Genomic DNA, 25,131 nt, shown 5'->3' on the forward strand with positions numbered 1-25,131 from the left:
TCATCTCAGTATTAAAAAAGAGATGAATTGCTGCGCTTGTACTTTTTTAAAACCCATCCAGTAGAAAATCGATAGCTGATTTAATTTGATAGCGATATTGCTCAGCGCTACAAACTTCTGCGCCAAGCTGTGCTTTGCGAACGCTCGCCATTGCATGTGTTAATAACAAATAAGGCTCACCGTTAATTTCCAGAAGAGGGGTTAAGCGAAGTGGAGTCTGGCTGCGCAAGCTGGTTAGAGGATAAAGGGGAATAGCCAGGCGGGTGTTCAAATCATCAATTATATCGCTCTGGATATCGAGCAAAAAAGGATAGTCCCGGCTATTTCCATTATTTTGGTAAACAGTAAATTGCATACTTAAAACGTCCTGTAATCATCCGACAACAAGCCATGTTCGTCTGTAATGCGATTTAACTCTTCAATGGCGCGTTTGTTTTCCTGCTTCCACTTTTCGGCTTCCGCTTTTTTGATTTCACGTTTTAACGCCTCCGTTAAAGTAGCAGAAAGATTAATTCCTTCGCTGCGAGCCTGCTCAAGAAGAGCGGGCTCAAGCGTAACGCTTACCGTTTTTTTAAGGCGACCTGCTGAAATGCTCATGCTTATCTCTCCGTACACGTGTAGTGGCACGTGTACGGAATATAGCGTTTTCCGCCTAAAAAATATACACATTTAAACAGGTGGCTGTTCCAGTGAGTGCCCCAGCAGCCTGCGCGCCTCGCGCGCCACGTTTTCCATCTCATCCTGCAACTCCAGCAGCTCCGGTTCCAGCGCGTCGATATCGTCGCTCTGACGCAGGTTCTGCTCCAGCTGGCGGCAGAGCTGCTTCATGCGCGGCACGCCGCTGTAGCTGGCGCTGCCGTGGAGCTTATGGATAATCTCGCGTAATCCCTGCACGTCGTGTGCCGCCATAAAAGCATCAAGCTTTTCGTGCACTTCGGGCAGGAAGTCGAGCAGCATCTTCAGCATATCGCGCGCCAGGTCGGGCTTGTTCGCCGCCTGACGCAGCGCCAGCTCCCAGTCGAGCGACGGCGAAACAGCAGGCACCGGCGGCAGCAGCGCAGGCAGCGGCGGGCTGTAGCGCGCCAGCAGCTGGCTGAGCCGGCTTTCGTCGATCGGCTTCGCCAGATAGTCGTTCATACCGGCTTTGATCAGATGTTCGCGCTCGCCGTCGATGGCGTGTGCCGTGACCGCCACTATCGGCGTGCTGGCGTGCAGCGGCAGGCCGCGAATGATTTCGCTGGCGCGAATGCCGTCAATCTCCGGCATCTGAATATCCATCAGGATAATATCCAGCGGCTGCTCGCGTGCGGCGGCGATCGCCTGCTCGGCGTTGTTGCACAACAGGATGTGCTGCACCTGCTCCTCCAGCAGCGCGCCGATCAGCTTGAGGTTAGCGGGGTTATCGTCCACCGCCATAACCCGCAGCGGCAGGCGCACGCTGTCAGGCAGTTCGCTGCGCTGGCGCGTATGCAGATCGGCCAGCAGCGGCAGCAGACGCGTGGTGGAAACCGGCTTAGTGATGCAGCCGTGAATGCCGCGCACCTTGAGTCGGTCCGCCAGCAGCATCATGGCGCTCGGCAACGCCAGCAGCACGCAGTCGGCACGATTGAGCAGGGCGTCGATAAAGGCATCATCCAGCAGCTCCTGCTGCGTGATATCGATTGGCAGCCCCACCAGCAGCAGCGGATAGTGCGGTTCGCGCAGGCCCGCCAGCGTTTCGCTGTATTCAACCTGCAGCGGTGTGACGCGCAGCATCTTCAGCGCCGCCTCGGCGGAAGCGGCGTGCGCCTCTACGTAGGCCATGCGCGAACGCGACAGGGCGTCGAGCGCGCGCGGCAGCGTCGGAGCGTTGGGATTAAGGTCGAGCTGTATCCGCACCCAGAAGGTTGACCCTTCATTGACGCGGCTGTGAAAGGCGATTTCGCCGCCCATTTCGCTGACCAGTTTTTGCGTGATCACCAGCCCCAGCCCGGTGCCGCCGTGACGGCGAGAGATGCTGGCGTCAGCCTGGCGAAACGCCTGAAACAGCTGCGTCTGCTGATGTTCGGAAATGCCGATGCCAGAGTCGTGCACCTGAATCTCCAGCTCGACGCGCGTGGCGCTGACGTTGCGCTGTTCGACGCGCAGATCGATGGTGCCGCGCTCGGTAAATTTAATGGCGTTGCCCAGCAGGTTAATCAGGATTTGCTGCAGGCGCAGCGGATCGCCGATGACGTTATCCGGCACGCTGCAGTCGCACAGCACCGTCATTTCCAGCCCTTTCTCATGCGCCGAGGGCGCCAGCAGCACAATGGTTTCGTCCAGCGTGGCGCGCAGCGGGAAGGGGATCGACTCCAGCACCAGCTTGCCCGCCTCCAGTTTAGAGAAGTCGAGCACATCGTTGATAATGCTGAGTAAATTATTGGCCGAACGCTCTATGGTATGCATATAGTCGCGCTGCGTGGTGCCGAGGGGCGTTTTCAGCATCTGGCGGGTAAAGCCAATCACGCCGTTAAGCGGGGTGCGCAGCTCATGGGACATATTGGCGAGGAACTCCGACTTGATGCGCGCCGCTTCCTGGGCGCGTTTTTTCGCCAGATCCAGCTCGACGTTTTGAATTTCCAGCTGCTCCAGGGTTTCCCGCAGATCCCAGGTCGCCTGGTCGATATTGTGCTGCATCTCTTCATGGTAGGCGGTGAGCGACATCGCCATCGCGTTGATGCCGTTTTTCAGGATGCTCAGCTCGCCCAGCATATAGCCCTCGACGCGGCTGTCGAGCTGGCCGCGGCGAATGCGGTCGACGGTGGTGACCATATTGCGGATTGGGCCGGTAACGTCGCGCATCAGGCGGTAGGCGAACAGCATGGCGATGCAAAGGCAAAACAGCAGCATCAGGGTCGCGACGAACACCTCTTTATACTGCTGCAGGCGTACCGACTGGAGATCAAGCTCTATCGCCACGTAGCCCAGCGGGTTGCCCGCCGGTTTGGCTTCTTCGCTGGATAGCTCATCCACCGCATGGTGTTCAGGCGTAATCGGCGTGCGTAAAATCAGCAGCGTGCCGTGGCGCTCCATCGAAACCTCATCAGGCAGCGCGCGGATATCCTCTTTTTGCAGCAAACTCAGGTTCTGGTTGTTATTCGACGTGACGTAGAGACGGTTATTATTGTCGAACACCGAAATGGCGCGGACAATATCGGAGTGGCGGCGGTGCAGCAGGCTGACCAGCGCGCGCATGGCGTCGCGATCGTGCCAGGTCATACTGTATTCGCTGGAGACCGCCAGCGGCTCGATAATGCTGGCGCCTGCTTCCACCACCTGAGACTGCAGTTCGTTGTAGCGATGCACCACGAAAAAGGAGCTGAGCAGCAGCCCAATCATTAAGGTCGGCGCCAGTATTAAAATCATCATTCGCGCCCGCAGGCTGTATTTCGTCATAATAGTCGTCGGCTTTTGCCAGCCCGTTATCCCTGTGCCGCGTTGAAGCGCGCGCACGCTGAATTTTTATTGAGAATGTAAAACACTATGGCGCAATTTTACTCCGCAAAACAGCGCGTGACGACTAAGCAACGCATCACCGTCACCGTGGACGAGCTCGATCCCTTTGGTCAGGGCGTGGCGCGGCATCAGGGCAAAACCCTGTTTATCAGCGGCGCGCTGCCCGGCGAGCAGGCGGAAGTGACGCTGGTGGAGGAGAAACGTCAGTACGCGCGCGGCAAAGCGACGCGGCTGTTAAGCACCAGCCCGGAGCGCGTCAAGCCGCGCTGTCCGCACTTTACCCGCTGCGGCGGCTGTCAGCAGCAGCACGCCGCCGAGCCGCTACAGCAGCGCAGCAAAGCGGCGGCGCTGTCGCGCATGCTGAGCCAGGCGGCGCAGCGCACCGTCGCGGTGGATGAGATCCTCGCCGGGCCTGCCTGGGGCTACCGTCGTCGCGCGCGGCTTGGTTTGCAGTGGCAGCCTAAAACGCGCGAGCTGCAGATGGGGTTTCGCCAGGAGGCGAGCAACGATCTGGTAGCGATTCGCGAATGCCCCATTCTGGCGCCCGAACTTGAGGCGTTGCTGCTGCCGCTGCGCGACTCTCTCAGCGCGCTGAAGGGAGCCAGCCGGCTGGGGCACGTCGAGCTGGTGCTAGCGGACAACGGCCCGCTGATGGTGCTGCGCCATCTGGATGCGCTGCACGCCACCGACCGGGAAAAACTGGAACGCTTTTCGCATGAGCACAACCTGATGCTGTTTCTGGACAGCGGCGGCGATGAGCTGGAGCAGGTGCGCGGCGACGAACCCTTTTACCACTCCGGGGATGTGCGGCTCACTTTTAGTCCACAGGACTTTATTCAGGTTAACGACGCCGTTAATCAGCAGATGGTGGCGCAGGCGCTAGACTGGCTCGATCTTCAGCCAGAAGACCGCGTGCTGGATCTTTTTTGCGGCATGGGAAACTTTACGATCCCTGTAGGAAAATTCGTACAAAATGTTGTGGGTGTGGAGGGCGTTGCAGCATTAGTGCGACAGGCAGCGTATAATGCGCAGCTGAATAATCTTAAAAATGTCCGCTTTTTCCAGCACAACCTGGAGGAAGACGTTGCGCGTCAGCCGTGGGCGGCGCAAGGATTTAACAAGGTATTGCTCGATCCGGCGCGCGCCGGGGCCGCGGGCGTAATGGGGCATGTGGTTAAACTTGCGCCTGAGCGCGTGGTCTATGTTTCGTGTAATCCCACAACGCTTGCTCGCGACAGCCAGACATTGCTGTCGGCGGGCTACCATCTGGAAAGGGTCGCGATGCTGGATATGTTCCCTCATACCCGTCATCTCGAATCCATGGTGCTGTTCAGTAAAACATAAGCGGCAATTGATGCTGCTGTGGCAGGAGAGGATATGGTTGCGGTCAGAAGTGCGCATTTAAATACGGCAGGAGAGTTCGCTCTCGATCAGTGGATCGCCACTCTTGGCATTGCCAACCCGCAATCATGTGAACGCATCGCTGAGACCTGGCGCTATTGCGAAGCGCAGACGAAAGATCACCCCGATCAGTCGTTGCTGCTCTGGCGCGGCATCGAAATGGTGGAGATCCTGTCGATGCTCAGCATGGATATCGAAAGCTCCTGCGCCGCGCTGATCTTCCCGCTGGCGAATGCGGAAGTGGTGAGCGAAGAGGAGCTGAGCGAAACCTTCGGCAGCGGCATCGTCACGCTGGTACACGGCGTGCGCGATATGGACGCCATTCGTCAGCTCAAAGCGATCCACAACGACTCGATGGCCTCCGAGCAGGTGGACAACGTGCGCCGCATGCTGCTGGCGATGGTGGAAGATTTCCGCTGCGTGGTGATTAAGCTGGCAGAACGCATCATGAACCTGCGCGAAATGAAAGACGCGCCGGAAGATGAGCGCGTGCTGGCGGCGAAAGAGAGCACCAATATCTATGCGCCGCTCGCTAACCGGCTCGGCATCGGCCAGCTGAAATGGGAGCTGGAGGATTACTGCTTCCGCTATCTGCACCCTGACGAATACAAACGCATCGCCAAACTGCTGCACGAGCGCCGCATCGATCGCGAACAGTACATCGAAAACTTTGTCGATTCGCTGCGCAAAGAGATGGTGAAAGAGGGCGTGCGCGCCGAGGTTTACGGCCGACCGAAACATATCTACAGCATCTGGCGCAAGATGCAGAAGAAGTCGCTGGCGTTTGATGAGCTGTTTGACGTGCGCGCGGTGCGCATCGTCGCCGAGCGCCTGCAGGACTGCTACGGCGCGCTCGGCATCGTGCATACGCTCTATCGCCATCTGCCGGCGGAGTTTGACGACTATGTCGCCAATCCCAAGCCGAACGGCTATCAGTCGATCCATACCGTGGTTCTCGGGCCGAAAGGCAAAACCGTGGAAATCCAGATCCGTACCCGTCAGATGCATGAAGACGCGGAGCTGGGCGTGGCCGCGCACTGGAAATATAAAGAGGGGCCGACCACCGGCAGCGCGCGCGGCGCCTCCGGACACGAAGAGCGCATCGCCTGGCTGCGTAAGCTGATCGCCTGGCAGGAAGAGATGTCCGACTCTGGCGAGATGCTGGAAGAGGTGCGCAGCCAGGTGTTCGACGATCGCGTTTATGTCTTTACCCCAAAAGGCGACGTGGTGGATCTGCCTGCAGGTTCTACGCCTCTCGACTTCGCCTACCATATTCACAGCGATATCGGCCACCGCTGCATCGGCGCCAAGATCGGCGGCCGCATCGTGCCCTTTACCTATCAGCTGCAGATGGGCGATCAGGTCGAAGTCATTACCCAGAAGCAGCCGAACCCGAGCCGCGACTGGCTGAATCCGAACCTCGGCTATATCACCACCAGCCGCGGGCGCGCCAAGATCCATAACTGGTTCCGCAAACAGGATCGCGACAAAAATATCGCCGCGGGGCGTCATATCCTCGACAGCGAACTCAACCAGCTCGATATCAGCCTGCGCGAAGCGGAAAAACTGCTGCTGCCGCGCTATAACGTCACCTCGCTGGATGAACTGCTGGCGGCAATTGGCGGCGGCGATATTCGCCTTAACCAGATGGTGAACTTCCTGCAGGCGAAGCTCAACAAGCCGAGCGCGGAAGAGGAAGATCGCGAGGCGCTGCGCCAGCTGACGCAGAAAAGCTACTCGCCGCCGTCGCGTAAAGAAAGCGGCCGCGTGGTGGTCGAAGGCGTCGGCAACCTGATGCACCATATTGCGCGCTGCTGTCAGCCCATTCCAGGGGACGATATCGTCGGCTTTATCACTCAGGGGCGCGGCATCTCTATTCACCGCGCCGACTGCGACCAGCTGGCGGAGCTGACCGCTCATGCGCCGGAACGCATCGTTGACGCGGTGTGGGGCGAAAGCTACTCCAGCGGCTACTCGCTGGTGGTGCGCGTTACCGCCAACGATCGCAGCGGGCTGCTGCGCGATATCACCACCATCCTCGCCAACGAGAAGGTCAATGTACTGGGCGTCTCCAGCCGTAGCGACACCAGAAAGCAGCTGGCCACGATCGATATGGATATTGAAATCTACAATCAGCAGGTGCTGGGCCGCGTGCTGTCGCGGCTGAATCAGGTGCCTGATATCATCGACGCCCGACGTCTTCACTGATTTTGCGGGATGAGCGCGCGCTCATCCCCGCACTTTCGCCCCGTGTTTTAAAAGGATTAACTATGAGCTCACTCGATCGCCTGCTGGGCATTATGCAAACCCTGCGCGATCCGCAACGCGGCTGCCCGTGGGATCGCGAGCAGACTTTCGCCTCTATCGCCCCCTATACGCTGGAAGAGACTTATGAAGTGCTGGATGCCATCCAGCGCGAAGACTTCGACGATCTGCGCGGCGAGCTGGGCGATCTGCTGTTTCAGGTGGTGTTCTACGCGCAGATGGCGAGCGAGCAGGATCGCTTTACCTTTGACGATATCTGCGACGCCATCAGCGACAAGCTGGAGCGCCGCCATCCTCATATTTTCGGCGACGTCAGCGTGGAGAACAGCGCCGAGGTGCTGAAGAACTGGGAGGCGATCAAAGGCGCGGAGCGGGCAGAAAAGGCGCAGCACTCGGCGCTCGACGATATTCCTAAAGCGCTGCCGGCACTGATGCGCGCCCATAAAATCCAGAAGCGCTGCCATAACGTCGGCTTTGACTGGACTTCCATCGGGCCGGTGCTCGATAAGGTGCACGAAGAGATCGACGAGGTGATGCACGAGGCGCAGCAGGCGACCATCGATCCGATCAAGCTGGAAGAGGAGATAGGCGATCTGCTGTTCGCCACGGTCAATCTGTCGCGCCATCTGGGCAGCAAGGCGGAAACCGCGCTGCAAAAAGCGAACGACAAATTTGAGCGCCGCTTCCGCGCCGTAGAGGCGATTATCGCCGCGCAGGGTCTGAGCATGCCGGAGGCGACGCTGGAGCAAATGGAGGCGGCCTGGCAGCAGGTTAAAGCCGCAGAAAAACGCTGATTATTCCAGCGGTGCATACTATTTAGCCGTTCACGCTTACTCGATTCAGCGCAAGAAAAAAGTTGTGACCTGCGTCAACATTTCCTTGTCAGCTATCCGCTATGTTACCCGCTGCAATGCGTTGGAGGATGGCGGTGATTCATCAATTGTGGCTGACAGGGGTTTCAGGTATACTGTTTTCCCGTCCTGGTTATTCCACCGTCTTTAAACCTAAACTCTCAGGTTCAGCATGACAACGAATTATATTTTTGTGACCGGCGGGGTCGTTTCCTCTCTGGGTAAAGGCATTGCCGCAGCCTCCCTCGCAGCCATTCTCGAAGCACGTGGTCTTAACGTGACCATCATGAAGCTGGATCCCTATATCAACGTCGATCCGGGCACCATGAGCCCTACCCAACACGGTGAAGTATTCGTCACCGACGACGGGGCCGAAACCGATTTGGATTTAGGTCACTACGAGCGCTTCATTCGCACTAAAATGACGCGCCGCAACAACTTCACCACTGGCCGTATCTACTCTGAAGTGCTGCGCAAAGAGCGCCGCGGCGACTATCTCGGCGCGACCATTCAGGTTATTCCGCATATCACCAACGCCATCAAAGAACGTATTATTGAAGGCGGCGAAGGTCACGACGTCGTTCTGGTGGAGATCGGCGGTACCGTTGGCGATATCGAGTCGCTGCCGTTCCTGGAAGCGATTCGTCAGATGGCGGTCGACGTCGGCCGCGAGCACACCATGTATATGCACCTGACGCTGGTGCCTTATATGGCGGCGGCGGGCGAGGTGAAAACCAAGCCGACCCAGCACTCCGTTAAAGAACTGCTCTCTATCGGCATCCAGCCGGACGTGCTGATCTGCCGCTCCGACCGCGCCGTACCGGCGAACGAACGCGCCAAAATCGCGCTGTTCTGTAACGTGCCGGAAAAAGCGGTTATCTCGCTGAAAGATGTCGATTCCATCTATAAAATCCCGGGCCTGCTGAAATCGCAGGGTCTGGATGACTATATCTGTAAACGCTTTAATCTGAACGCGCCGGAAGCCAACCTGTCCGAATGGGAACAGGTGATCTACGAAGAGGCTAACCCGGGCGGCGAAGTAACCATCGGTATGGTCGGCAAATATGTCGAACTGCCGGATGCGTACAAATCGGTGATTGAAGCGCTGAAGCATGGCGGCCTGAAAAACCGCGTGACGGTAAACATCAAGCTGATCGACTCGCAGGACGTCGAGACGCGCGGCGTCGAAATTCTGAAAGATCTGGATGCGATTCTGATCCCGGGCGGCTTCGGCTACCGCGGGGTGGAAGGCAAGCTGATGACCGCGCAGTACGCGCGTGAAAATAACGTGCCTTATCTCGGCATCTGTCTCGGCATGCAGGTTGCGCTGATGGAGTTCGCACGCAACGTCGCCGGGATGGAAGGCGCCAACTCCACTGAATTTGTGCCAGACTGTAAATACCCGGTGGTAGCGTTAATCACCGAATGGCGCGATGAAAACGGCAATGTGGAACAGCGCACTGAAACCAGCGACCTGGGCGGCACCATGCGCCTCGGCAGCCAGCAGTGCCAGCTGACGCCGGACAGCAAAGTCCGTCAGCTCTACGGTTCCGATACCATCGTCGAGCGCCATCGCCACCGCTACGAAGTCAACAATCTGCTGCTGAAGCAGATTGAAGCCGCAGGACTGCGCATTGCCGGACGTTCTGGCGACGACCAGCTGGTTGAGATCATCGAGATCCCGAACCACCCCTGGTTTGTTGCTTGCCAGTTCCACCCGGAGTTCACGTCAACACCGCGTGACGGTCATCCGCTGTTCGCCGGCTTTGTTAAGGCCGCGCAGGATCACCAGAAGCGTTTAGCGAAGTAAGTTTCACGAGCAACGCGCGAACTTCTCGCGCGTTGTTTGTCTTAGGATTGACTAACTTGTACTGAGGAAAATCGTAATGGCCAAAATCGTTAAAGTCATCGGTCGCGAAATCATCGACTCCCGCGGCAACCCAACTGTAGAAGCGGAAGTTCATCTGGAAGGTGGTTTTGTTGGTCTGGCAGCGGCACCGTCAGGCGCTTCTACCGGTTCACGCGAAGCGCTGGAGCTGCGCGACGGCGACAAATCTCGTTTCCTGGGCAAAGGCGTGACTAAAGCAGTTGCTGCGGTTAACGGTCCGATTGCGGATGCGGTAAAAGGCAAAGACGCGAAAGATCAGGCGAACATCGACAAGATCATGATCGACCTGGACGGTACTGAGAACAAATCCAACTTCGGCGCAAACGCCATCCTGGCGGTCTCCCTGGCAGCAGCGAAAGCAGCAGCAGCCTCTAAAGGTCAGCCGCTGTATGAGCACATCGCTGAGCTGAACGGCACCCCGGGCAAATTCTCTATGCCGCTGCCGATGATGAACATCATCAACGGTGGTGAGCACGCCGACAACAACGTCGACATTCAGGAATTCATGATCCAGCCGGTCGGCGCTTCCAGCGTTAAAGAAGCGATCCGCATGGGTTCTGAAGTGTTCCATCACCTGGCGAAAGTGCTGAAGGCGAAAGGCATGAACACCGCAGTCGGCGACGAAGGCGGCTACGCGCCGAACCTGGGTTCTAACGCCGAAGCGCTGGCTGTTATCGCGGAAGCGGTAAAAGCGGCAGGCTACGAGCTGGGCAAAGACATCACCCTGGCGATGGACTGCGCAGCGTCTGAATTCTACAAAGACGGCAAATATGTGCTGGCTGGCGAAGGCAACAAAGCCTTTACCTCTGAAGAGTTCACTCACTTCCTGGAAGATCTGACCAAACAGTACCCGATCGTCTCTATCGAAGATGGCCTGGACGAGTCAGACTGGACCGGCTTCGCTTACCAGACCAAAGTGCTGGGCGACAAAATCCAGCTGGTAGGTGACGACCTGTTCGTTACCAACACCAAAATCCTGAAAGAAGGCATCGAGAAAGGCATCGCTAACTCTATCCTGATCAAATTCAACCAGATCGGTTCTCTGACCGAAACGCTGGCGGCGATCAAGATGGCGAAAGACGCAGGCTACACCGCGGTGATTTCACACCGTTCAGGTGAAACCGAAGACGCCACCATCGCTGACCTGGCGGTCGGTACCGCAGCAGGCCAGATCAAAACCGGTTCTATGAGCCGTTCTGACCGCGTTGCCAAGTACAACCAGCTGATCCGTATCGAAGAAGCGCTGGGTTCAAAAGCGCCGTTCAACGGTCTGAAAGAAGTGAAAGGCCAGGCGTAATCGCCTGACGATGCCGTCTGCGGACGGCATTGCCTGAGAGAAAGCCCCGCCCTGGCGGGGCTTTTGCTTTTATTCTCTTTTTTAACGCATTAATACAGTTTTAATAAAATAGTGTCAGGAACCGTATCATTAAACCAGAGGGTGAAATGGCAGGTTAATAAAGTCTTTTTTATAACATGCATTCTCTTAATGGTTTTCTGGTTAAATCATTGCTGCGAAATTTTCATTTATATGCCTGGCTTGCTATTTTATTAAGTATGAGTTTCTTTTCCCACAGGTGATATTTCATTCCATAATGATCTAAATCATTATTTTCTATCTTAATTGACGTAGATTCGATTCTTTGATGAATAAAAAGGATCGTCAGATATGGCCATACCCATTTATCTTTGGCTCTATGAGGAAGATGGCAAATTATTAAAATGAAGCGTAGAGGTTAACGGCCGAGAAGGAGGCATTGAGCTGGTGGGGATGCAACATAATATTTTCATACCTGATGATGATATGACCGGAGCCATAACTGGAACACGTCAGCATGAGGCCTATACTTTCGAAAAAGAAACTGACGCCTCATCACCGCTTCTCTACCGCGCATTAACCACCGGCCGTACTCTGGCACAAGCGATATTCAGATATTACCGCATTAATCATAACGGTATGGAAGAAGAATATTTTAAGGTTGTACTGGATAACGTAAAGCTATGCCATATCGTGCCCGTTATGTTTGATACTAAAGACGCGAATTTTGAGCATCATGGGCATATTGAACATGTTGGTTTACGTTATGAGAAGATTTCCTGGTGCTATATTGATGGAAATATACAACATGCCGATAGCTGGAAAATGCGTAAAACCGTATAAGGAGATTGCCCATGGCTAAATGGATATACAAGCAAAGCACCGGAGAACTATTTCGCAATGGTAAGTTAATTGAAAAAGGCTATTCTGGCGTGCTTACTAACAAAAATAACCCAGACCGCGAGCAGGTTCGAGGCATGGGCCCGATTCCACGCGGAACCTGGAAAATAGGCAGCACCGGAACCAGTAAAGGCCCGCTTACTATCACCCTAATTCATATTCGCGGTAACGCTTACAAGCGAGATATGCGTACTTTCCGTATCCATGGCGAGAAAGTCTACGGCGTTCCCGGCTTCGCCTCTTCAGGCTGTATCATCATGTATGCGCATACGCGCTTGCTGGTCAGCAAAGATCGTGGCGCTTATCTGGAGGTGATACGATGAAGTGGATAGCCATACTCTTTATGCTCCCTGGCTTTGCACTGGCGAAACCCACGCCTGATACTGTTGTAAAGCACCGATTAACGCCTTCAAACTGGCAATATGTCATACAAAAGATAGCGGCAGGCGATCGTTCCTGGCTTGACGCTGTTCCTGGCCTCGCACTAAAAGCCGATCGCAAACAAGCCGATCAACTTGAAGAAGCATTGGCTACCGCTCTGCCGGTGAATCCTGAGGGCGTTTTAGCTACTCTGCACAGGCTGGACGCAGGCTCTTATCCTGAAATGAGCGGTACGAATATTGTCTGCGTGCGGAAGGTCGTACAGCCGGGCAGAGAAGCCGCAGACTATTACATTGCCGCACGGCGCGCTTTGCTTAGCGAGCCGAGCGGGGCCGAGTGCCTCTGGAATCTGGAAGCCGTATGGGAAGAGGTGAACCAACAGGAAAAGTAAGGCTGGAGAGGGCGTTTTGGAAAACTGACTTCCTCGTACGCTGCGGGGCTCATGCAGTCTGGGAAAAGCAGAGGCTGCTTTCCTGCATAGAAAAGGCACGACGCGTGGTTGAGCTGCGCGACAAATCTGCCATAATCAGCGCCCTGTTTTTTTCTAGCGAGTCCGTAATGCAATACCCGATTAACGAAATGTTCCAGACGCTGCAGGGAGAAGGATTTTATACCGGCGTCCCGGCCATCTTTATCCGCTTACAGGGATGTCCGGTAGGTTGTAGCTGGTGTGATACCAAACATACCTGGGAAAAACTGGCCGATCGGGAAACGGCGCTGGGCGATATTCTGGTGAAAACGGTTGAGAGCGATGCCTGGGGCAACGCGGATGCGACGCTGCTGCTGGAGACTATTCAGCGCCAGGGCTGGACGGCGCGCCATGTAGTGATCACCGGTGGCGAGCCGTCGATTTACGATCTGCGCCCGCTGACCGCGGCGCTGGAAGCGCAGGGCTTTCAGTGCCAGATTGAAACCAGCGGCACGCATGAAGTGCGCTGCTCTGAGCGAACCTGGGTGACGGTATCGCCGAAGGTGAATATGCGCGGCGGCTATGATGTGCTGGCGCAGGCGCTACAGCGTGCGGATGAGATCAAACACCCGGTAGCGCGCGAGCGTGACGTAGAGGCGCTGGACGAACTGCTGGCGACGCTGAGCGACAGCAAACAGCGCATTATCGCGCTGCAGCCCATCAGCCGCAAAGATGCGGCGACAAAACTCTGTATTGAAACCTGCATCGCGCGCAACTGGCGCTTATCTATGCAGACCCACAAGTATCTGAATATCGCCTGACGGCAAAGAGCAGGGCGGCGCTGCGCGTCGCCCGCCCCTATTACTGCTTCGCTTTATAGGCGTCAAACGCCTGTTTAATCTCGTTCTTCGCCACATCGGCGCTTTCAAAACCCTTTAGCTCGACCTTCTTGCGGCCGTCCGGCAGTTGCTTATAGACGCGGAAAAAGGCTTCCAGACGCTCCTGCTCGATCTTCGGCAGATCGCTCATGCTTTTCACGTCGTCCCAGGTGGGATCGATCTTGCTGGTCGGCACCGCGACGATCTTATCGTCTACTTCGCCACCGTCGATCATCTTCAGCACGCCGATGGCGCGCAGTTTGATCAGCGTGCCCGGCTGCAGCGGCGCGCGGGTGTAGAAGATCACGTCGAGCGGATCGTTGTCGCCGCCCAGCGACTGGGTCAGGGAGCCGTAGTTAGCCGGGTAGGCTACCGGCATCGACTGAAAGCGATCCGCCACGATAAAGCCGGTTTTGGCGTCGGTCTCATATTTGATGATGCCGCCCGCCGGGATTTCGGTGACGGCATAGAACTCATCCGGCACGTTTTCCGGCTGGGGAAAATCGAGCACGTTTTGCGCCTGAACGGCGGCAGAGGCAGTAAAAAGCAGCGCGATGGCGGCAAGGGATTTCAGTTTCATCGTTGATTCTCTTGATCTTTAATGAAGGAGAGGACAACGTAGAGGGGGCAGATGACAGAGAGATGACGCGGACGTAAAGAAGCGTAGAGCAGAATTAGCGGGCTGTGCAACCACAGCCCTGGCGGGGATTAACCTTTATAGACGCAGCCTGCCGTACAGGTCTCTTTGATCATTACCGCGCTCAGCTCAGGCAGCAGCGGCTTCATCTCATCCCAGATCCATTTCGCCAGCACTTCGCTGGTGGGATTTTCCAGGCCGGGGATCTCGTTCAGATAGTGGTGATCGAGGCGGTCATAAAGGGGCTTAAACGCCGCTTTGAGTTCGGCGAAATCCATCACCCAGCCGGTATGCGCATCCACTTCGCCGGTAATTTCCAGTCGCACCAGAAACGAATGGCCATGCAGGCGTCCGCATTTGTGTCCTTCCGGGACGTTAGGCAAATGATGAGCGGCTTCGAACTGGAACTCTTTAAACAGTGTGGTAGACATAATGGCTCTCAGGCTTAAAAACCGGGGAATTCTACCTGAAATACGGAATTTTCGCATCCATCGCGCCAGAATGGCTGGTTTTTGCCGATCGCCATAAGATACCCTCGTGTAAATTATTGATAACGAAGATCTTTGATTACCAGTTTTACTGATTATAACTACCTGAAAAACCGCTTAGTCATTTTGGTTATTAATTATGTCGAAGCCGTATTTAATCGTTAATATGCGGGCCGGTAACCTACCATTCTTCCCGCTACTTTATTGTCCGGACTTCAGATACTGGAATTTTTAACGCGATGACGACTCAGGCACCCCCAGGCTCACTGCTCCCGCTTAATCCGGAGCAACTTGCGCGCTTACAGGCGGCAACGACTGATTTTTCTCCCACCCAGCTGGCGTGGCTCTCTGGCTATTTCTGGGGAATGATTAATCAGACGCCCGGCAGCGTCGCGGCCAGCGCACCAGCGGCGGCGGAGATCCCGGCGATTACGCTGATCTCGGCGTCGCAAACCGGCAACGCGCGCCGCGTCGCGGAGCAGCTGCGCGACGATCTGCAGGCGGCGAAGCTGAACGTGAAGCTGGTCAACGCCGGCGATTACAAATTCAAGCAGATCGCCCAGGAGAAGCTGCTGGTGGTGGTGACCTCCACCCAGGGTGAAGGCGATCCGCCGGAAGAGGCGGTGGCGCTGCATAAATTCCTGATGTCGAAAAAAGCGCCGAAGCTGGATGGTACCGCCTTTGCGGTGCTGGGCCTCGGCGACACCTCGTATGAATTCTTTAGCAAAGCGGGCAAAGATTTTGACAGCCGTCTGGCGGAGCTGGGCGCAGAGCGCCTGCTGGCCCGCGTCGACGCTGACGTTGATTTCGCTGAAGCTGCGGCAGAGTGGCGTCGCGCGCTGGTAGAGGTGCTGAAACAGCGCGTGCCGAGCGAGACGCCGGCGCAGGCGATCGCCAATGCAACGGGCAGCTTCAATGAAGTACACAGCAGCCCCTACACTAAAGAGGCGCCGCTGACCGCCAGCTTTGCGCTGAACCAGAAAATCACCGGCCGTCACTCCGATAAAGATGTACGTCATATCGAAATCGACCTGGGCGATTCGGGCCTGCGCTACCAGCCGGGCGACGCGCTGGGCGTCTGGTATGAAAACGACCCTGAACTGGTGGCCGAACTGCTGAGCCTGCTGTGGCTGAAAGGCGACGAGCCGGTGCAGATCGAAAACGAAACCCTGCCGCTCAGCGAGGCGCTGCAAAAGCATTTCGAACTGACGGTTAATACCGCGCAGATTGTCGAGCAGTACGCCGCGCTGTCGCGCAACGAAACCCTGCTGGCGCTGGCGGGTGACAAGGCGAAGCTGCAGCACTACGCGCAGACGTTCCCCATCGTCGATATGGTGCGAAACGCGCCGACCGAACTCAACGCCGAGCAGCTGACCACGCTGCTGCGTCCGCTGACGCCGCGTCTCTACTCTATCGCCTCGTCGCAGGCGGAGAATGAAACCGAAGTCCATATTACCGTTGGCGCGGTGCGCTTTGATATCGACGGCCGCGCCCGCGCAGGCGGCGCTTCCAGCTATCTGGCCGACCGTCTGGAAGAGGATGCGGCGATCCGCGTCTTTATCGAGCACAACGATAACTTCCGTCTGCCCGCCAACCCTGACGCGCCGGTCATTATGATCGGGCCGGGCACCGGCATCGCGCCGTTCCGCGCCTTTATGCAGCAGCGCGACCATGACGGCGCCACCGGTAAAAACTGGCTTTTCTTCGGCAATCCGCACTTCACCGAAGATTTCCTTTATCAGGTTGAATGGCAGCAGTACGTAAAAGAGGGCCTGCTGACCCGTATCGATCTCGCCTGGTCGCGCGACCAGGAGCAGAAGGTGTACGTGCAGGACAAAATCCGCGCCAGAGGGGCGGAGGTATGGCGCTGGATTGAAGAGGGCGCGCATATTTATGTCTGCGGCGACGCCAACCGTATGGCGAAAGATGTCGAGCAGGCACTGCTGGATGTGGTGGTCGAACACGGCGCAATGGATCGTGAGACGGCCGACGAATTTTTAAGTGAGCTGCGCATTGAGCGCCGTTATCAACGAGACGTTTACTGATGAGCGAAAAACACCCCGGACCGCTGGTTGTAGAAGGCAAGCTGGTTGACGCCGAGCGTCTTAAAAAAGAGAGCAACTATTTACGCGGCACCATTCTGGAAGATCTCGACGAAGGTCTGACCGGCGGCTTTAGCGGCGATAACTTTCTGCTGATCCGTTTCCACGGCATGTACCAGCAGGATGACCGCGATATCCGCGCCGAGCGCGCCGAACAGAAGCTGGAGCCGCGTCACGCTATGATGCTGCGCTGCCGCTTGCCGGGCGGCATTATTACGCCGACGCAGTGGCTGGCGATCGACAAGTTCGCCACCGAGAAAACCCTGTACGGCAGTATCCGTCTGACCAATCGCCAGACCTTCCAGTTTCACGGCATTCTGAAAAAGAACGTCAAGCCGTCGCACCAGATGCTGCACGAAGTCGGGCTCGACGCGCTGGCGACCGCCAACGACGTAAACCGCAACGTGCTCTGCACGTCAAACCCGGTAGAGTCGGAGCTGCATCAGGAAGCCTACGAGTGGGCGAAGAAAATCTCGGAGCATCTGCTGCCGCGCACCCGCGCCTATGCCGAAATCTGGTGGGATAAAGAGAAGGTCGCGACCACGGATGAGGAGCCGATCCTCGGCGAAACCTATCTGCCGCGTAAATTCAAAACCACCGTGGTGATCCCGCCGCACAACGATGTGGATCTGCACGCCAACGATCTTAACTTCATCGCCGTGGCGGAGAAGGGCAAGCTGATCGGCTTTAACCTGCTGGTCGGTGGCGGCCTGTCGATTGAGCATGGCAATAAAGCGACCTATGCGCGCACCGCCAGCGAGATCGGCTATCTGCCGCTGGAGAAAACGCTTGAAGTGGCGGCTGCGGTAGTGACCACGCAGCGCGACTGGGGCAACCGTACCGATCGCAAAAACGCCAAAACCAAATATACCCTTGAGCGCGTCGGCGTTGAGACGTTCAAAGCGGAAGTGGAGAAGCGCGCCGGCCTGACTTTTGGACCGATTCGCCCTTATGAATTTACGACGCGCGGTGACCGCTTCGGCTGGATCAAGGGCATCGACAATAAGTGGCACCTGACGCTGTTTATCGAAAACGGCCGCCTGCTCGACTATCCGGATCGTCCGCTGAAAAGCGGTATCGCGGCTATCGCGCGCGTCCATCAGGGCGATTTCCGCCTGACCGCGAACCAGAACCTGATCGTGGCCGGCGTGCCGGAGAACGAAAAGGCGAGAATCGAGGCGATTGCGCGTGAACACGGCCTGATGGAGAACGTGACCGCGCAGCGCGAAAACTCAATGGCGTGCGTGGCGTTTCCTACCTGTCCGCTGGCGATGGCGGAAGCGGAGCGTTTCCTGCCCGCCTTCGTGACAAAAGTGGAAGAGATTATGCACCGTCACGGCGTGGGCGAAGAGCACATCGTGTTACGCGTGACCGGTTGTCCCAACGGCTGCGGCCGCGCCATGCTGGCGGAAATCGGCCTGGTTGGCAAAGCGCCGGGCCGCTACAACCTGCACATTGGCGGCAACCGCATCGGCACGCGTATTCCTCGTATGTACCGCGAGAACATCACCGAAAGCGAAATCCTCGCCAGCATTGATGAGCTGGTGGGACGCTGGGCGCGGGAGCGTCACGGCGCAGAGGGCTTCGGTGACTTCGCGATCCGCGCGGGCATCGTCAAGCCGGTGGTCGATCCGGCACGAGACTTCTGGGATTCGGAGGCAGTATGAGTCAGTTTGACCTCGCAGCACTGAGTGAAATGAACAAAGTCGAGCGCACCCTGGCGCTGGCGGCCACCAATGCGCAGCTGGAGAAAAGTTCGGCGGAGGAGCGCGTCAGCTGGACGCTGGAGAACCTGCCGGGCGCCTTTGTGCTCTCATCGAGTTTTGGCATTCAGGCGGCGGTGTCGCTGCATCTGGTGACGCGCCAGCAGCCGGATATTCCGGTGATCCTCACCGATACCGGCTATCTGTTCCCGGAAACCTATCGCTTTATCGATCAGTTGACGGAACAGCTCGGCCTGAACCTGAAGGTTTTTCGCGCCGAAACGTCGGCGGCCTGGCAGGAAGCGCGCTACGGCAAGCTGTGGGAGCAGGGCGTGGAAGGCATTGAGCAGTACAACCAGATCAACAAGGTCGAGCCGATGAACCGCGCGCTGCAGACGCTGGGTGCGCAGACCTGGTTCGCCGGGCTGCGTCGCGATCAGTCCGGCAGCCGCGCGAATCTGCCGGTGCTCGGCGTGCAGCGCGGCGTTTTCAAGGTGCTGCCGATTATCGACTGGGACAATCGCCAGATTCATCACTATCTGCAGCAGCATAACCTTAAATACCATCCGCTATGGGATGAAGGTTATTTGTCAGTGGGCGATACCCACACCACGCGCAAATGGGAACCCGGCATGGCGGAAGAGGAGACGCGTTTCTTCGGTCTGAAGCGTGAGTGCGGCCTGCACGAAGGCTGAGTCTTACCGCGCGCTGTCTGACTCACCTCAGGCGGCGCGCGTCCCGCTTAACCCCCTCGCTGGCGTTAAACCCTTATACCTTTGGATTGGTCAGCTCGCCCAGCAGCGGCAGCAGCACCTTCACGCTGTCGCGCGTGCGCAGTGAAATACGTCCCGGCAGCCAGCGATCCAGATAGCTGAGATTATCGCGGTCGGTCTGATGACGCGTCGTGCCGTCCGGGAAACGCTTCGAGCGGCTGCGCTGCTGCGCGCCGTCTTTGCCGCCCAGCGCCCAGTTGGCTGCCGTCACGTCCAGCAGCGGAAAGCCCGCCTTATCGAACGCGTTGATGCCGCTATAGTCGCGCGCCGACATCTGATGGCTGGCGGCGGAGATGCCAAGCTGCTGCGCCAGGCGCAGCGCGCGCTCGCTGGTCTGCTTGCGCACCGCGCGCGGCGTATTGCTGCCGCTGTTGAAGTAGAGATGGTCGCCGGTGATCAGGCTGTTGAGATCCACCACCAGCAGCGTGTTCTTTTTCTCTTTTTCGCTCATGCGCGCCACATAATCCTGCATGCCGCCCAGCGCGTTTTCGCCTGCGCTCAACGCCACGAACCGCACGCCGTAGTGCAGCGGCCGCTGACTCAGCTGCTGCGCCAGCTCCAGCATCACCCCCAGCCCTGAGGCATTATCATCGACCCCCTGCAGGCGCAGACCGCCAAGATTACGCTCCGCCTCGCTGCTGCTGAGCGGCGTCCAGGTATCAAGATGCGCCACAATCAGGATCTCCTGCGGCGCGCTGCCGGCGCGCGCGGCGATTACCGAGGTTGCCGTCACTTTATGCAGGCGCAGATCGCCATTGGCTTCGCGCCAGCGATAGCCGGTATTGAACTGGCGGGTATTACTCTGAAAACCGAGCGCGGTGAACTGCTGTTGCAGGTAGTCGGCCGCCATCATTTCGGCCGGGCTGCCGCTCATACGGCCAGGGAAGTAAGTGGCAATGTGGCGAAGCTGCTGCTCGGCAAACTCTCCCGGCGCAACGCTGGCGGCCTGGGCGTGCAGAGCGAAACCGCAATTTAACAGCGCAGCCAGCGCGGTCAGGCGGAGAAAGGCAAACATGCTGTGTTCCTTGTGGGTCATCCTGTGGCGAAAAGCCAAAATTTTTTGCCGTTCAGTATGAAACTGTGATCGACATTAAACAATTTGATTTGCTCTTAAAGCCTTGTCAGATCATCTGTTAAGCACATTTTGTTATGAGCTTCCCTGGGGCGTTATTCCATTCGGTAACTACTCATTCCAATTCGTAATTTCATCTGCCAGAAGGGCGCAACGTATAGTCGCGTTAAATTACGGTTACAACACCAGGGTTATCGTGGACTATTTGCCTCTTTTCGCCGATCTCAAAGGTCGTCCGGTGCTGGTGGTGGGCGGCGGCGACGTCGCGGCACGCAAAATCGAACTGCTGCGCCGCGCCTCTGCGCAGGTACGCGTGGTATCGCGCGAGCTTTGCCCTGAGCTTCAGGCGTTACATCAGGAACAACAGCTTGAGTGGCTGGCGACGGAGTTCGATCCGGCGCAGCTGGACGCGGTTTTTCTCGCCATCGCCGCTACCGACGATAACCTGCTCAACCGTCAGGTTTATGACGAGGCCAACGCCCGTCACCGGCTGGTCAACGTGGTGGATGACCAGCCGAAGTGCAGCTTTATCTTCCCCTCTATTGTGGATCGCTCTCCGCTGGTGGTGGCTATCTCTTCCAGCGGCACCGCGCCGGTGCTGGCGCGTATGCTGCGCGAAAAGCTGGAGGCGCTGCTGCCCGCCAGCCTGGGGCAGATGGCGGAGGTGGCAGGCGGGTTTCGCGACAGCGTGAAACAGCGCTTTCGCCGCATGTCCGACCGTCGTCGCTTCTGGGAGCGCGCCTTTAACGGCCTGTTCGCCAGCCAGATGTCTGCGGGCAACGTAGATGAGGCGACGCGTACGCTACAGCGCGAACTGCAGGAAGAGCCGAACCGCGAGGGCGAAATCATTCTGGTCGGCGCCGGTCCCGGCGACAGCGGCTTGCTGACGCTGCGCGGTCTGCAGGTGATGCAGCTGGCCGACGTGGTGCTCTATGACCATCTGGTCAGCGATGAGGTGCTGGATCTGGTGCGCCGCGACGCCGACCGAATCTGCGTCGGCAAACGCGCCGGAGCGCACTCGGTACCGCAGGAGGAGACCAATCGTCTGCTGGTGGAGCTGGCGCGCAAAGGCAAACGCGTGGTGCGCCTGAAAGGGGGCGATCCCTTTATCTTTGGCCGCGGCGGCGAAGAGCTGCAGGCGGCCCAGGCGGCGGGCATTCCATTCCAGGTGGTGCCTGGAGTAACGGCGGCGGCGGGCGCAACCGCCTACGCCGGTATTCCGCTGACGCACCGCGACTACGCCCAGAGCGTGCTGTTTATTACCGGACACTGCCGCGCCGACGGCGACGATATCGACTGGCCTTCGCTGGCGCGTGCGCGTCAGACGCTGGCTATCTATATGGGCACAGTAAAAGCGGCGGAGATCAGCGAAGGCCTGATACGTCACGGCCGTGACGCCGCGACGCCGGTTGCGGTGATTGGCCGCGGCACGCGGCAGGATCAACAGGTGCTGACCGGCACGCTGGCTAACCTTGAGACGCTGGCTGCCGCCGCGCCGACGCCAGCGCTGCTGGTTATCGGGGAAGTGGTGAATTTGCACGGGCAGCTGGCCTGGTTTCAACATTCTGCACAGCAGGCGACCCGCGAGTCCGCCGTTGTCAATCTGGCTTGAGGAAAAATCATGGACCAAAAAAGACTCACTCATCTGCGTCAGTTAGAGGCGGAAAGCATTCATATCATCCGCGAGGTCGCGGCAGAGTTCAGCAATCCGGTAATGATGTACTCCATCGGCAAAGATTCGTCGGTGATGCTGCATCTGGCGCGTAAAGCTTTCTACCCTGGCACGCTGCCGTTTCCGCTGCTGCACGTCGATACCGGCTGGAAATTCCGCGAGATGTATGCGTTTCGCGATCGCACCGTGAAAGAGATGGGCGCCGAGCTGCTGGTTCACCGTAATCCGGAAGGCGTGGCGATGGGCATCAACCCGTTCGTACACGGTAGCGCCAAGCACACCGATATTATGAAAACCGAAGGGCTGAAGCAGGCGCTGAACAAATATGGCTTTGACGCCGCGTTTGGCGGCGCGCGTCGTGACGAAGAGAAGTCGCGCGCCAAAGAGCGCATCTACTCATTCCGCGACCGTTTCCACCGCTGGGATCCGAAAAACCAGCGTCCGGAGCTGTGGCATAACTACAACGGCCAGATCAACAAGGGCGAAAGCATCCGCGTCTTCCCGCTGTCGAACTGGACCGAACTCGATATCTGGCAGTACATCTTCCTGGAAAATATTGAAATCGTGCCGCTCTATCTTGCTGCGCCGCGTCCGGTGCTGGAGCGCGACGGCATGCTGATGATGGTGGATGACGACCGTATCAATTTGCAGCCTGGCGAAGTGATCAAACAGCGCATGGTGCGCTTTCGCACGCTTGGCTGCTGGCCGCTTACCGGCGCGGTGGAATCCGAAGCGCAGACGCTGCCGGAGATTATTGAAGAGATGCTGGTCTCCACCACCAGCGAACGTCAGGGCCGCGTGATTGACCGCGATCAGTCCGGTTCGATGGAACTGAAAAAACGTCAGGGTTATTTCTAAGGAGACGCAGATGAATACCGTTATTGCACAACAGATTGCCGATCAGGGCGGCGTGGAAGCCTGGCTGACCGCGCAACAGCATAAAAGTCTGCTGCGTTTTCTTACCTGTGGCAGCGTCGACGACGGCAAAAGCACGCTGATCGGTCGCCTGCTGCACGATACGCGCCAGATTTATGAGGATCAGCTCTCCTCGCTGCACAACGACAGCAAGCGTCACGGCACCCAGGGCGAGAAGCTCGATCTGGCGCTGCTGGTGGATGGCCTGCAGGCAGAGCGCGAGCAGGGCATCACCATCGACGTAGCCTACCGCTATTTCTCTACCGAGAAACGTAAATTTATTATCGCCGACACGCCGGGGCATGAGCAGTACACCCGCAATATGGCGACCGGCGCCTCGACCTGCGATCTGGCGATCCTGCTGATCGACGCGCGCAAGGGCGTGCTGGATCAGACGCGTCGTCACAGCTTTATCTCGACGCTGCTGGGCATTAAGCATCTGGTGGTGGCGATCAACAAGATGGATCTGGTGGAGTACAGCCAGCAGACCTACGAGCAGATCAAACAGGACTATCTCGACTTTGCGGCGCAGCTGCCAGAAGACCTGGATATTCGCTTTGTGCCGATGTCGGCGCTGGAGGGCGATAACGTCGCGACGCCGAGCCAGACCATGCCCTGGTACAGCGGCCCGACGCTGCTCGACGTGCTGGAGACCGTCGAGGTGAAACGCGTGGTGGATCAGCAGCCGATGCGCTTCCCGGTACAGTATGTTAACCGTCCGAACCTGGATTTCCGCGGCTATGCGGGCACGCTGGCCTCCGGCGCGGTGAAGGTCGGCCAGCGCGTGAAGGTGCTGCCGTCGGGCGTAGAGTCTACCGTCGCGCGCATCGTTACCTTTGACGGTGACCTTCAGGAAGCGGGCGCGGGCGAAGCTATCACCCTGGTGCTGAAAGACGAGATCGATATCAGCCGCGGCGACCTGCTGGTCGACAGCGACGCCACGCTGGAAGCGGTGCAGTCCGCTACCGTCGATGTGGTGTGGATGGCGGAGCAGCCGTTACAGCCGGGCCAGAGCTACGATATTAAAATCGCCGGTAAGAAAGCGCGCGGCCGCATAGAAAAAATCATTCATCAGGTTGAGATCAATACGCTGGAGAAGCGCGCCGCCGAGACGCTGCCGCTGAACGGCATTGGCCTGGTGGAAATGACCTTCGACGAGCCTATGGTGCTGGATAAATACCAGCAGAACCCGGTGACCGGCGGAATGATTTTTATCGATCGCCTGAGCAACGTCACCGTCGGGGCGGGGATGATCCATCAGCCGCTGAGCGGCGCGGCGCGGCAGGCGGGGGAGTTCAGCGAGTTTGAGTTGGAGCTGAACGCCTTGATCCGACGTCACTTCCCGCACTGGAACGCGCGCGATCTGCTGGGCGGTAAGTAATGGCGCAGCACGACGAAAACGTGGTGTGGCACGACCATCCGGTTACGCGCGACGCGCGTGAACAGCAGCATGGCCATCAGGGCGCGGTGCTCTGGTTTACCGGCCTGTCCGGCTCCGGCAAATCGACGGTCGCCGGCGCGCTGGAGCAGGCGCTGCATCGCCTCGGCGTCAGCACCTATCTGCTCGACGGCGACAACGTGCGTCACGGCCTGTGCCGCGACCTGGGCTTTAGCGACGCGGATCGGAAAGAGAATATCCGTCGCGTCGGCGAAGTTGCGAAGCTGATGGTGGATGCGGGGCTGGTGGTGCTGACCGCCTTTATCTCGCCGCACCGCGCTGAGCGCCAGATGGTGCGCGATATGCTGCCGGAAGCGCGTTTTATCGAGGTCTTCGTCGATACGCCGCTGGCGGTGTGCGAAGCGCGCGATCCCAAGGGTTTGTACAAAAAAGCGCGCGCGGGCGAACTGCGTAATTTTACCGGCATCGACAGCGTCTATGAGGCGCCGGAGCAACCAGAAATTCGCTTAGCGGGCGAACAATTAGTTACAAAACTGACCGCCCAATTGTTAGATCTGCTGCGCCGCCGCGATATCATCAAATCCTGAACAGACAAGCGGCAAATC

Annotated in this window: 21 protein-coding genes and 1 pseudogene; 16 read left to right on the forward strand and 6 right to left on the reverse strand. The window is 57.8% G+C overall.

Features of this window, described 5'->3' with window-relative positions; genetic code table 11:
• Positions 1-46: 46 nt before the first annotated feature.
• From MHZ89_RS16520 to barA, 3 genes are all read right to left on the reverse strand, one after another.
• A complete protein-coding gene (locus tag MHZ89_RS16520; RefSeq protein ID WP_311783917.1) occupies positions 47-355 on the reverse strand; it encodes a CcdB family protein in 309 nt (102 codons plus the stop codon).
• Between the two features lie 2 nt (positions 356-357).
• On the reverse strand, positions 358-597 hold the full coding sequence (locus MHZ89_RS16525) for a type II toxin-antitoxin system CcdA family antitoxin (RefSeq protein WP_311783918.1): 240 nt from the start codon (positions 595-597) through the stop codon (positions 358-360).
• Positions 598-669: 72 nt separating this feature from the next.
• Positions 670-3,417: a two-component sensor histidine kinase BarA gene (barA, locus tag MHZ89_RS16530; protein WP_311783919.1), complete on the reverse strand. Its 2,748-nt coding sequence runs from the start codon at positions 3,415-3,417 to the stop codon at positions 670-672.
• 87 nt (positions 3,418-3,504) lie between these two features.
• Between barA and rlmD the strand changes: the two genes are divergently transcribed.
• The 9 genes and pseudogenes from rlmD to queE all read left to right on the forward strand — a co-directional run bounded on the left by rlmD (position 3,505) and on the right by queE (position 13,708).
• Entirely contained in the window at positions 3,505-4,821 is a 1,317-nt protein-coding gene (gene rlmD / locus MHZ89_RS16535) for a 23S rRNA (uracil(1939)-C(5))-methyltransferase RlmD (protein ID WP_311783920.1), read from the forward strand.
• Between the two features lie 33 nt (positions 4,822-4,854).
• Positions 4,855-7,086, forward strand: coding sequence for a GTP diphosphokinase (relA, locus tag MHZ89_RS16540; protein ID WP_311783921.1), 2,232 nt, complete (start codon positions 4,855-4,857; stop codon positions 7,084-7,086).
• Positions 7,087-7,148: 62 nt separating this feature from the next.
• Positions 7,149-7,937, forward strand: a complete 789-nt coding sequence (gene mazG, locus MHZ89_RS16545; protein ID WP_311783922.1) for a nucleoside triphosphate pyrophosphohydrolase — start codon at positions 7,149-7,151, stop codon at positions 7,935-7,937.
• 229 nt (positions 7,938-8,166) lie between these two features.
• Positions 8,167-9,804 carry a glutamine hydrolyzing CTP synthase gene (gene pyrG, locus MHZ89_RS16550; protein ID WP_311783923.1) on the forward strand — a complete coding sequence of 546 codons (1,638 nt, stop codon included), beginning with the start codon at positions 8,167-8,169 and terminating at the stop codon, positions 9,802-9,804.
• Positions 9,805-9,880: 76 nt separating this feature from the next.
• Complete coding sequence (gene eno, locus MHZ89_RS16555; protein ID WP_120454447.1) at positions 9,881-11,179, forward strand: phosphopyruvate hydratase; 1,299 nt, start codon at positions 9,881-9,883, stop codon at positions 11,177-11,179.
• 369 nt (positions 11,180-11,548) lie between these two features.
• Positions 11,549-12,040 (forward strand): annotated as a pseudogene (gene tssD / locus MHZ89_RS16560) (type VI secretion system tube protein TssD).
• Positions 12,041-12,051: 11 nt separating this feature from the next.
• Positions 12,052-12,420, forward strand: a complete 369-nt coding sequence (locus tag MHZ89_RS16565) for a tlde1 domain-containing protein (RefSeq protein ID WP_311783924.1) — start codon at positions 12,052-12,054, stop codon at positions 12,418-12,420.
• Complete coding sequence (locus MHZ89_RS16570; protein WP_311783925.1) at positions 12,417-12,869, forward strand: hypothetical protein; 453 nt, start codon at positions 12,417-12,419, stop codon at positions 12,867-12,869. Before MHZ89_RS16565 ends, MHZ89_RS16570 begins: the two co-directional genes overlap by 4 nt.
• Before the next feature lie 167 nt (positions 12,870-13,036).
• A complete protein-coding gene (queE, locus tag MHZ89_RS16575) occupies positions 13,037-13,708 on the forward strand; it encodes a 7-carboxy-7-deazaguanine synthase QueE (RefSeq protein WP_311783926.1) in 672 nt (223 codons plus the stop codon).
• Between the two features lie 40 nt (positions 13,709-13,748).
• Here queE and MHZ89_RS16580 read toward each other — a convergent pair whose 3' ends face one another.
• Together MHZ89_RS16580 and queD are read right to left on the reverse strand one after the other, a co-directional pair.
• A complete protein-coding gene (locus tag MHZ89_RS16580; RefSeq protein WP_120454445.1) occupies positions 13,749-14,345 on the reverse strand; it encodes an inorganic diphosphatase in 597 nt (198 codons plus the stop codon).
• A 128-nt stretch (positions 14,346-14,473) separates the two neighbouring features.
• Positions 14,474-14,833: a 6-carboxytetrahydropterin synthase QueD gene (queD, locus tag MHZ89_RS16585; protein WP_120454443.1), complete on the reverse strand. Its 360-nt coding sequence runs from the start codon at positions 14,831-14,833 to the stop codon at positions 14,474-14,476.
• Between the two features lie 296 nt (positions 14,834-15,129).
• Between queD and cysJ the strand changes: the two genes are divergently transcribed.
• From cysJ to MHZ89_RS16600, 3 genes are read left to right on the forward strand one after another with little or no spacing between them, the layout of a single operon-like run.
• Positions 15,130-16,935 (forward strand): NADPH-dependent assimilatory sulfite reductase flavoprotein subunit, encoded by a 1,806-nt coding sequence (gene cysJ, locus MHZ89_RS16590; protein ID WP_311783927.1) that lies wholly within the window; start codon positions 15,130-15,132, stop codon positions 16,933-16,935.
• On the forward strand, positions 16,935-18,659 hold the full coding sequence (cysI, locus tag MHZ89_RS16595) for an assimilatory sulfite reductase (NADPH) hemoprotein subunit (RefSeq protein WP_269949907.1): 1,725 nt from the start codon (positions 16,935-16,937) through the stop codon (positions 18,657-18,659). The genes cysJ and cysI overlap by 1 nt, the downstream gene beginning before the upstream one ends.
• The gene (locus tag MHZ89_RS16600; protein ID WP_311783928.1) at positions 18,656-19,390 is read left to right on the forward strand and encodes a phosphoadenylyl-sulfate reductase; all 735 of its coding nucleotides are present in this window, start codon (positions 18,656-18,658) and stop codon (positions 19,388-19,390) included. Before cysI ends, MHZ89_RS16600 begins: the two co-directional genes overlap by 4 nt.
• Before the next feature lie 73 nt (positions 19,391-19,463).
• On the opposite strand, the gene MHZ89_RS16605 is transcribed toward MHZ89_RS16600, so the two are convergent.
• Positions 19,464-20,483, reverse strand: coding sequence for an aminopeptidase (locus MHZ89_RS16605; RefSeq protein ID WP_120454437.1), 1,020 nt, complete (start codon positions 20,481-20,483; stop codon positions 19,464-19,466).
• A gap of 253 nt (positions 20,484-20,736) precedes the next feature.
• Here MHZ89_RS16605 and cysG point away from each other — a divergent pair, with 253 nt between their 5' ends.
• The 4 genes from cysG to cysC are packed head-to-tail and all read left to right on the forward strand — an operon-like array spanning position 20,737 to position 25,113.
• Entirely contained in the window at positions 20,737-22,152 is a 1,416-nt protein-coding gene (gene cysG / locus MHZ89_RS16610; RefSeq protein ID WP_311783929.1) for a siroheme synthase CysG, read from the forward strand.
• Positions 22,153-22,161: 9 nt separating this feature from the next.
• Positions 22,162-23,070 (forward strand): sulfate adenylyltransferase subunit CysD, encoded by a 909-nt coding sequence (gene cysD, locus MHZ89_RS16615; protein WP_311783930.1) that lies wholly within the window; start codon positions 22,162-22,164, stop codon positions 23,068-23,070.
• 10 nt (positions 23,071-23,080) lie between these two features.
• On the forward strand, positions 23,081-24,508 hold the full coding sequence (gene cysN, locus MHZ89_RS16620) for a sulfate adenylyltransferase subunit CysN (protein WP_311783931.1): 1,428 nt from the start codon (positions 23,081-23,083) through the stop codon (positions 24,506-24,508).
• Positions 24,508-25,113: an adenylyl-sulfate kinase gene (gene cysC / locus MHZ89_RS16625; RefSeq protein ID WP_311783932.1), complete on the forward strand. Its 606-nt coding sequence runs from the start codon at positions 24,508-24,510 to the stop codon at positions 25,111-25,113. Before cysN ends, cysC begins: the two co-directional genes overlap by 1 nt.
• Positions 25,114-25,131: the final 18 nt, after the last annotated feature.

Source organism: Pantoea sp. ACRSB (genome assembly GCF_022346905.1).
In the GTDB taxonomy this organism is placed as follows: domain Bacteria; phylum Pseudomonadota; class Gammaproteobacteria; order Enterobacterales; family Enterobacteriaceae; genus Pantoea; species Pantoea piersonii.

What these genes read in the sequence shown, in the direction of transcription:
- cysJ (WP_311783927.1), top strand. Translation starts at nt 15,130, where the DNA reads ATGACGACTCAGGCACCCCCAGGCTCACTGCTCCCGCTTAATCCGGAG.
- MHZ89_RS16570 (WP_311783925.1), top strand. Translation starts at nt 12,417, where the DNA reads ATGAAGTGGATAGCCATACTCTTTATGCTCCCTGGCTTTGCACTGGCG.
- MHZ89_RS16580 (WP_120454445.1), bottom strand. Translation starts at nt 14,345, where the DNA reads ATGAAACTGAAATCCCTTGCCGCCATCGCGCTGCTTTTTACTGCCTCT.
- mazG (WP_311783922.1), top strand. Translation starts at nt 7,149, where the DNA reads ATGAGCTCACTCGATCGCCTGCTGGGCATTATGCAAACCCTGCGCGAT.
- MHZ89_RS16605 (WP_120454437.1), bottom strand. Translation starts at nt 20,483, where the DNA reads ATGTTTGCCTTTCTCCGCCTGACCGCGCTGGCTGCGCTGTTAAATTGC.
- MHZ89_RS16565 (WP_311783924.1), top strand. Translation starts at nt 12,052, where the DNA reads ATGGCTAAATGGATATACAAGCAAAGCACCGGAGAACTATTTCGCAAT.
- MHZ89_RS16600 (WP_311783928.1), top strand. Translation starts at nt 18,656, where the DNA reads ATGAGTCAGTTTGACCTCGCAGCACTGAGTGAAATGAACAAAGTCGAG.
- queE (WP_311783926.1), top strand. Translation starts at nt 13,037, where the DNA reads ATGCAATACCCGATTAACGAAATGTTCCAGACGCTGCAGGGAGAAGGA.
- cysI (WP_269949907.1), top strand. Translation starts at nt 16,935, where the DNA reads ATGAGCGAAAAACACCCCGGACCGCTGGTTGTAGAAGGCAAGCTGGTT.
- cysN (WP_311783931.1), top strand. Translation starts at nt 23,081, where the DNA reads ATGAATACCGTTATTGCACAACAGATTGCCGATCAGGGCGGCGTGGAA.
- MHZ89_RS16525 (WP_311783918.1), bottom strand. Translation starts at nt 597, where the DNA reads ATGAGCATTTCAGCAGGTCGCCTTAAAAAAACGGTAAGCGTTACGCTT.
- queD (WP_120454443.1), bottom strand. Translation starts at nt 14,833, where the DNA reads ATGTCTACCACACTGTTTAAAGAGTTCCAGTTCGAAGCCGCTCATCAT.
- eno (WP_120454447.1), top strand. Translation starts at nt 9,881, where the DNA reads ATGGCCAAAATCGTTAAAGTCATCGGTCGCGAAATCATCGACTCCCGC.
- barA (WP_311783919.1), bottom strand. Translation starts at nt 3,417, where the DNA reads ATGACGAAATACAGCCTGCGGGCGCGAATGATGATTTTAATACTGGCG.
- cysC (WP_311783932.1), top strand. Translation starts at nt 24,508, where the DNA reads ATGGCGCAGCACGACGAAAACGTGGTGTGGCACGACCATCCGGTTACG.
- cysD (WP_311783930.1), top strand. Translation starts at nt 22,162, where the DNA reads ATGGACCAAAAAAGACTCACTCATCTGCGTCAGTTAGAGGCGGAAAGC.
- relA (WP_311783921.1), top strand. Translation starts at nt 4,855, where the DNA reads ATGGTTGCGGTCAGAAGTGCGCATTTAAATACGGCAGGAGAGTTCGCT.
- rlmD (WP_311783920.1), top strand. Translation starts at nt 3,505, where the DNA reads ATGGCGCAATTTTACTCCGCAAAACAGCGCGTGACGACTAAGCAACGC.
- pyrG (WP_311783923.1), top strand. Translation starts at nt 8,167, where the DNA reads ATGACAACGAATTATATTTTTGTGACCGGCGGGGTCGTTTCCTCTCTG.
- MHZ89_RS16520 (WP_311783917.1), bottom strand. Translation starts at nt 355, where the DNA reads ATGCAATTTACTGTTTACCAAAATAATGGAAATAGCCGGGACTATCCT.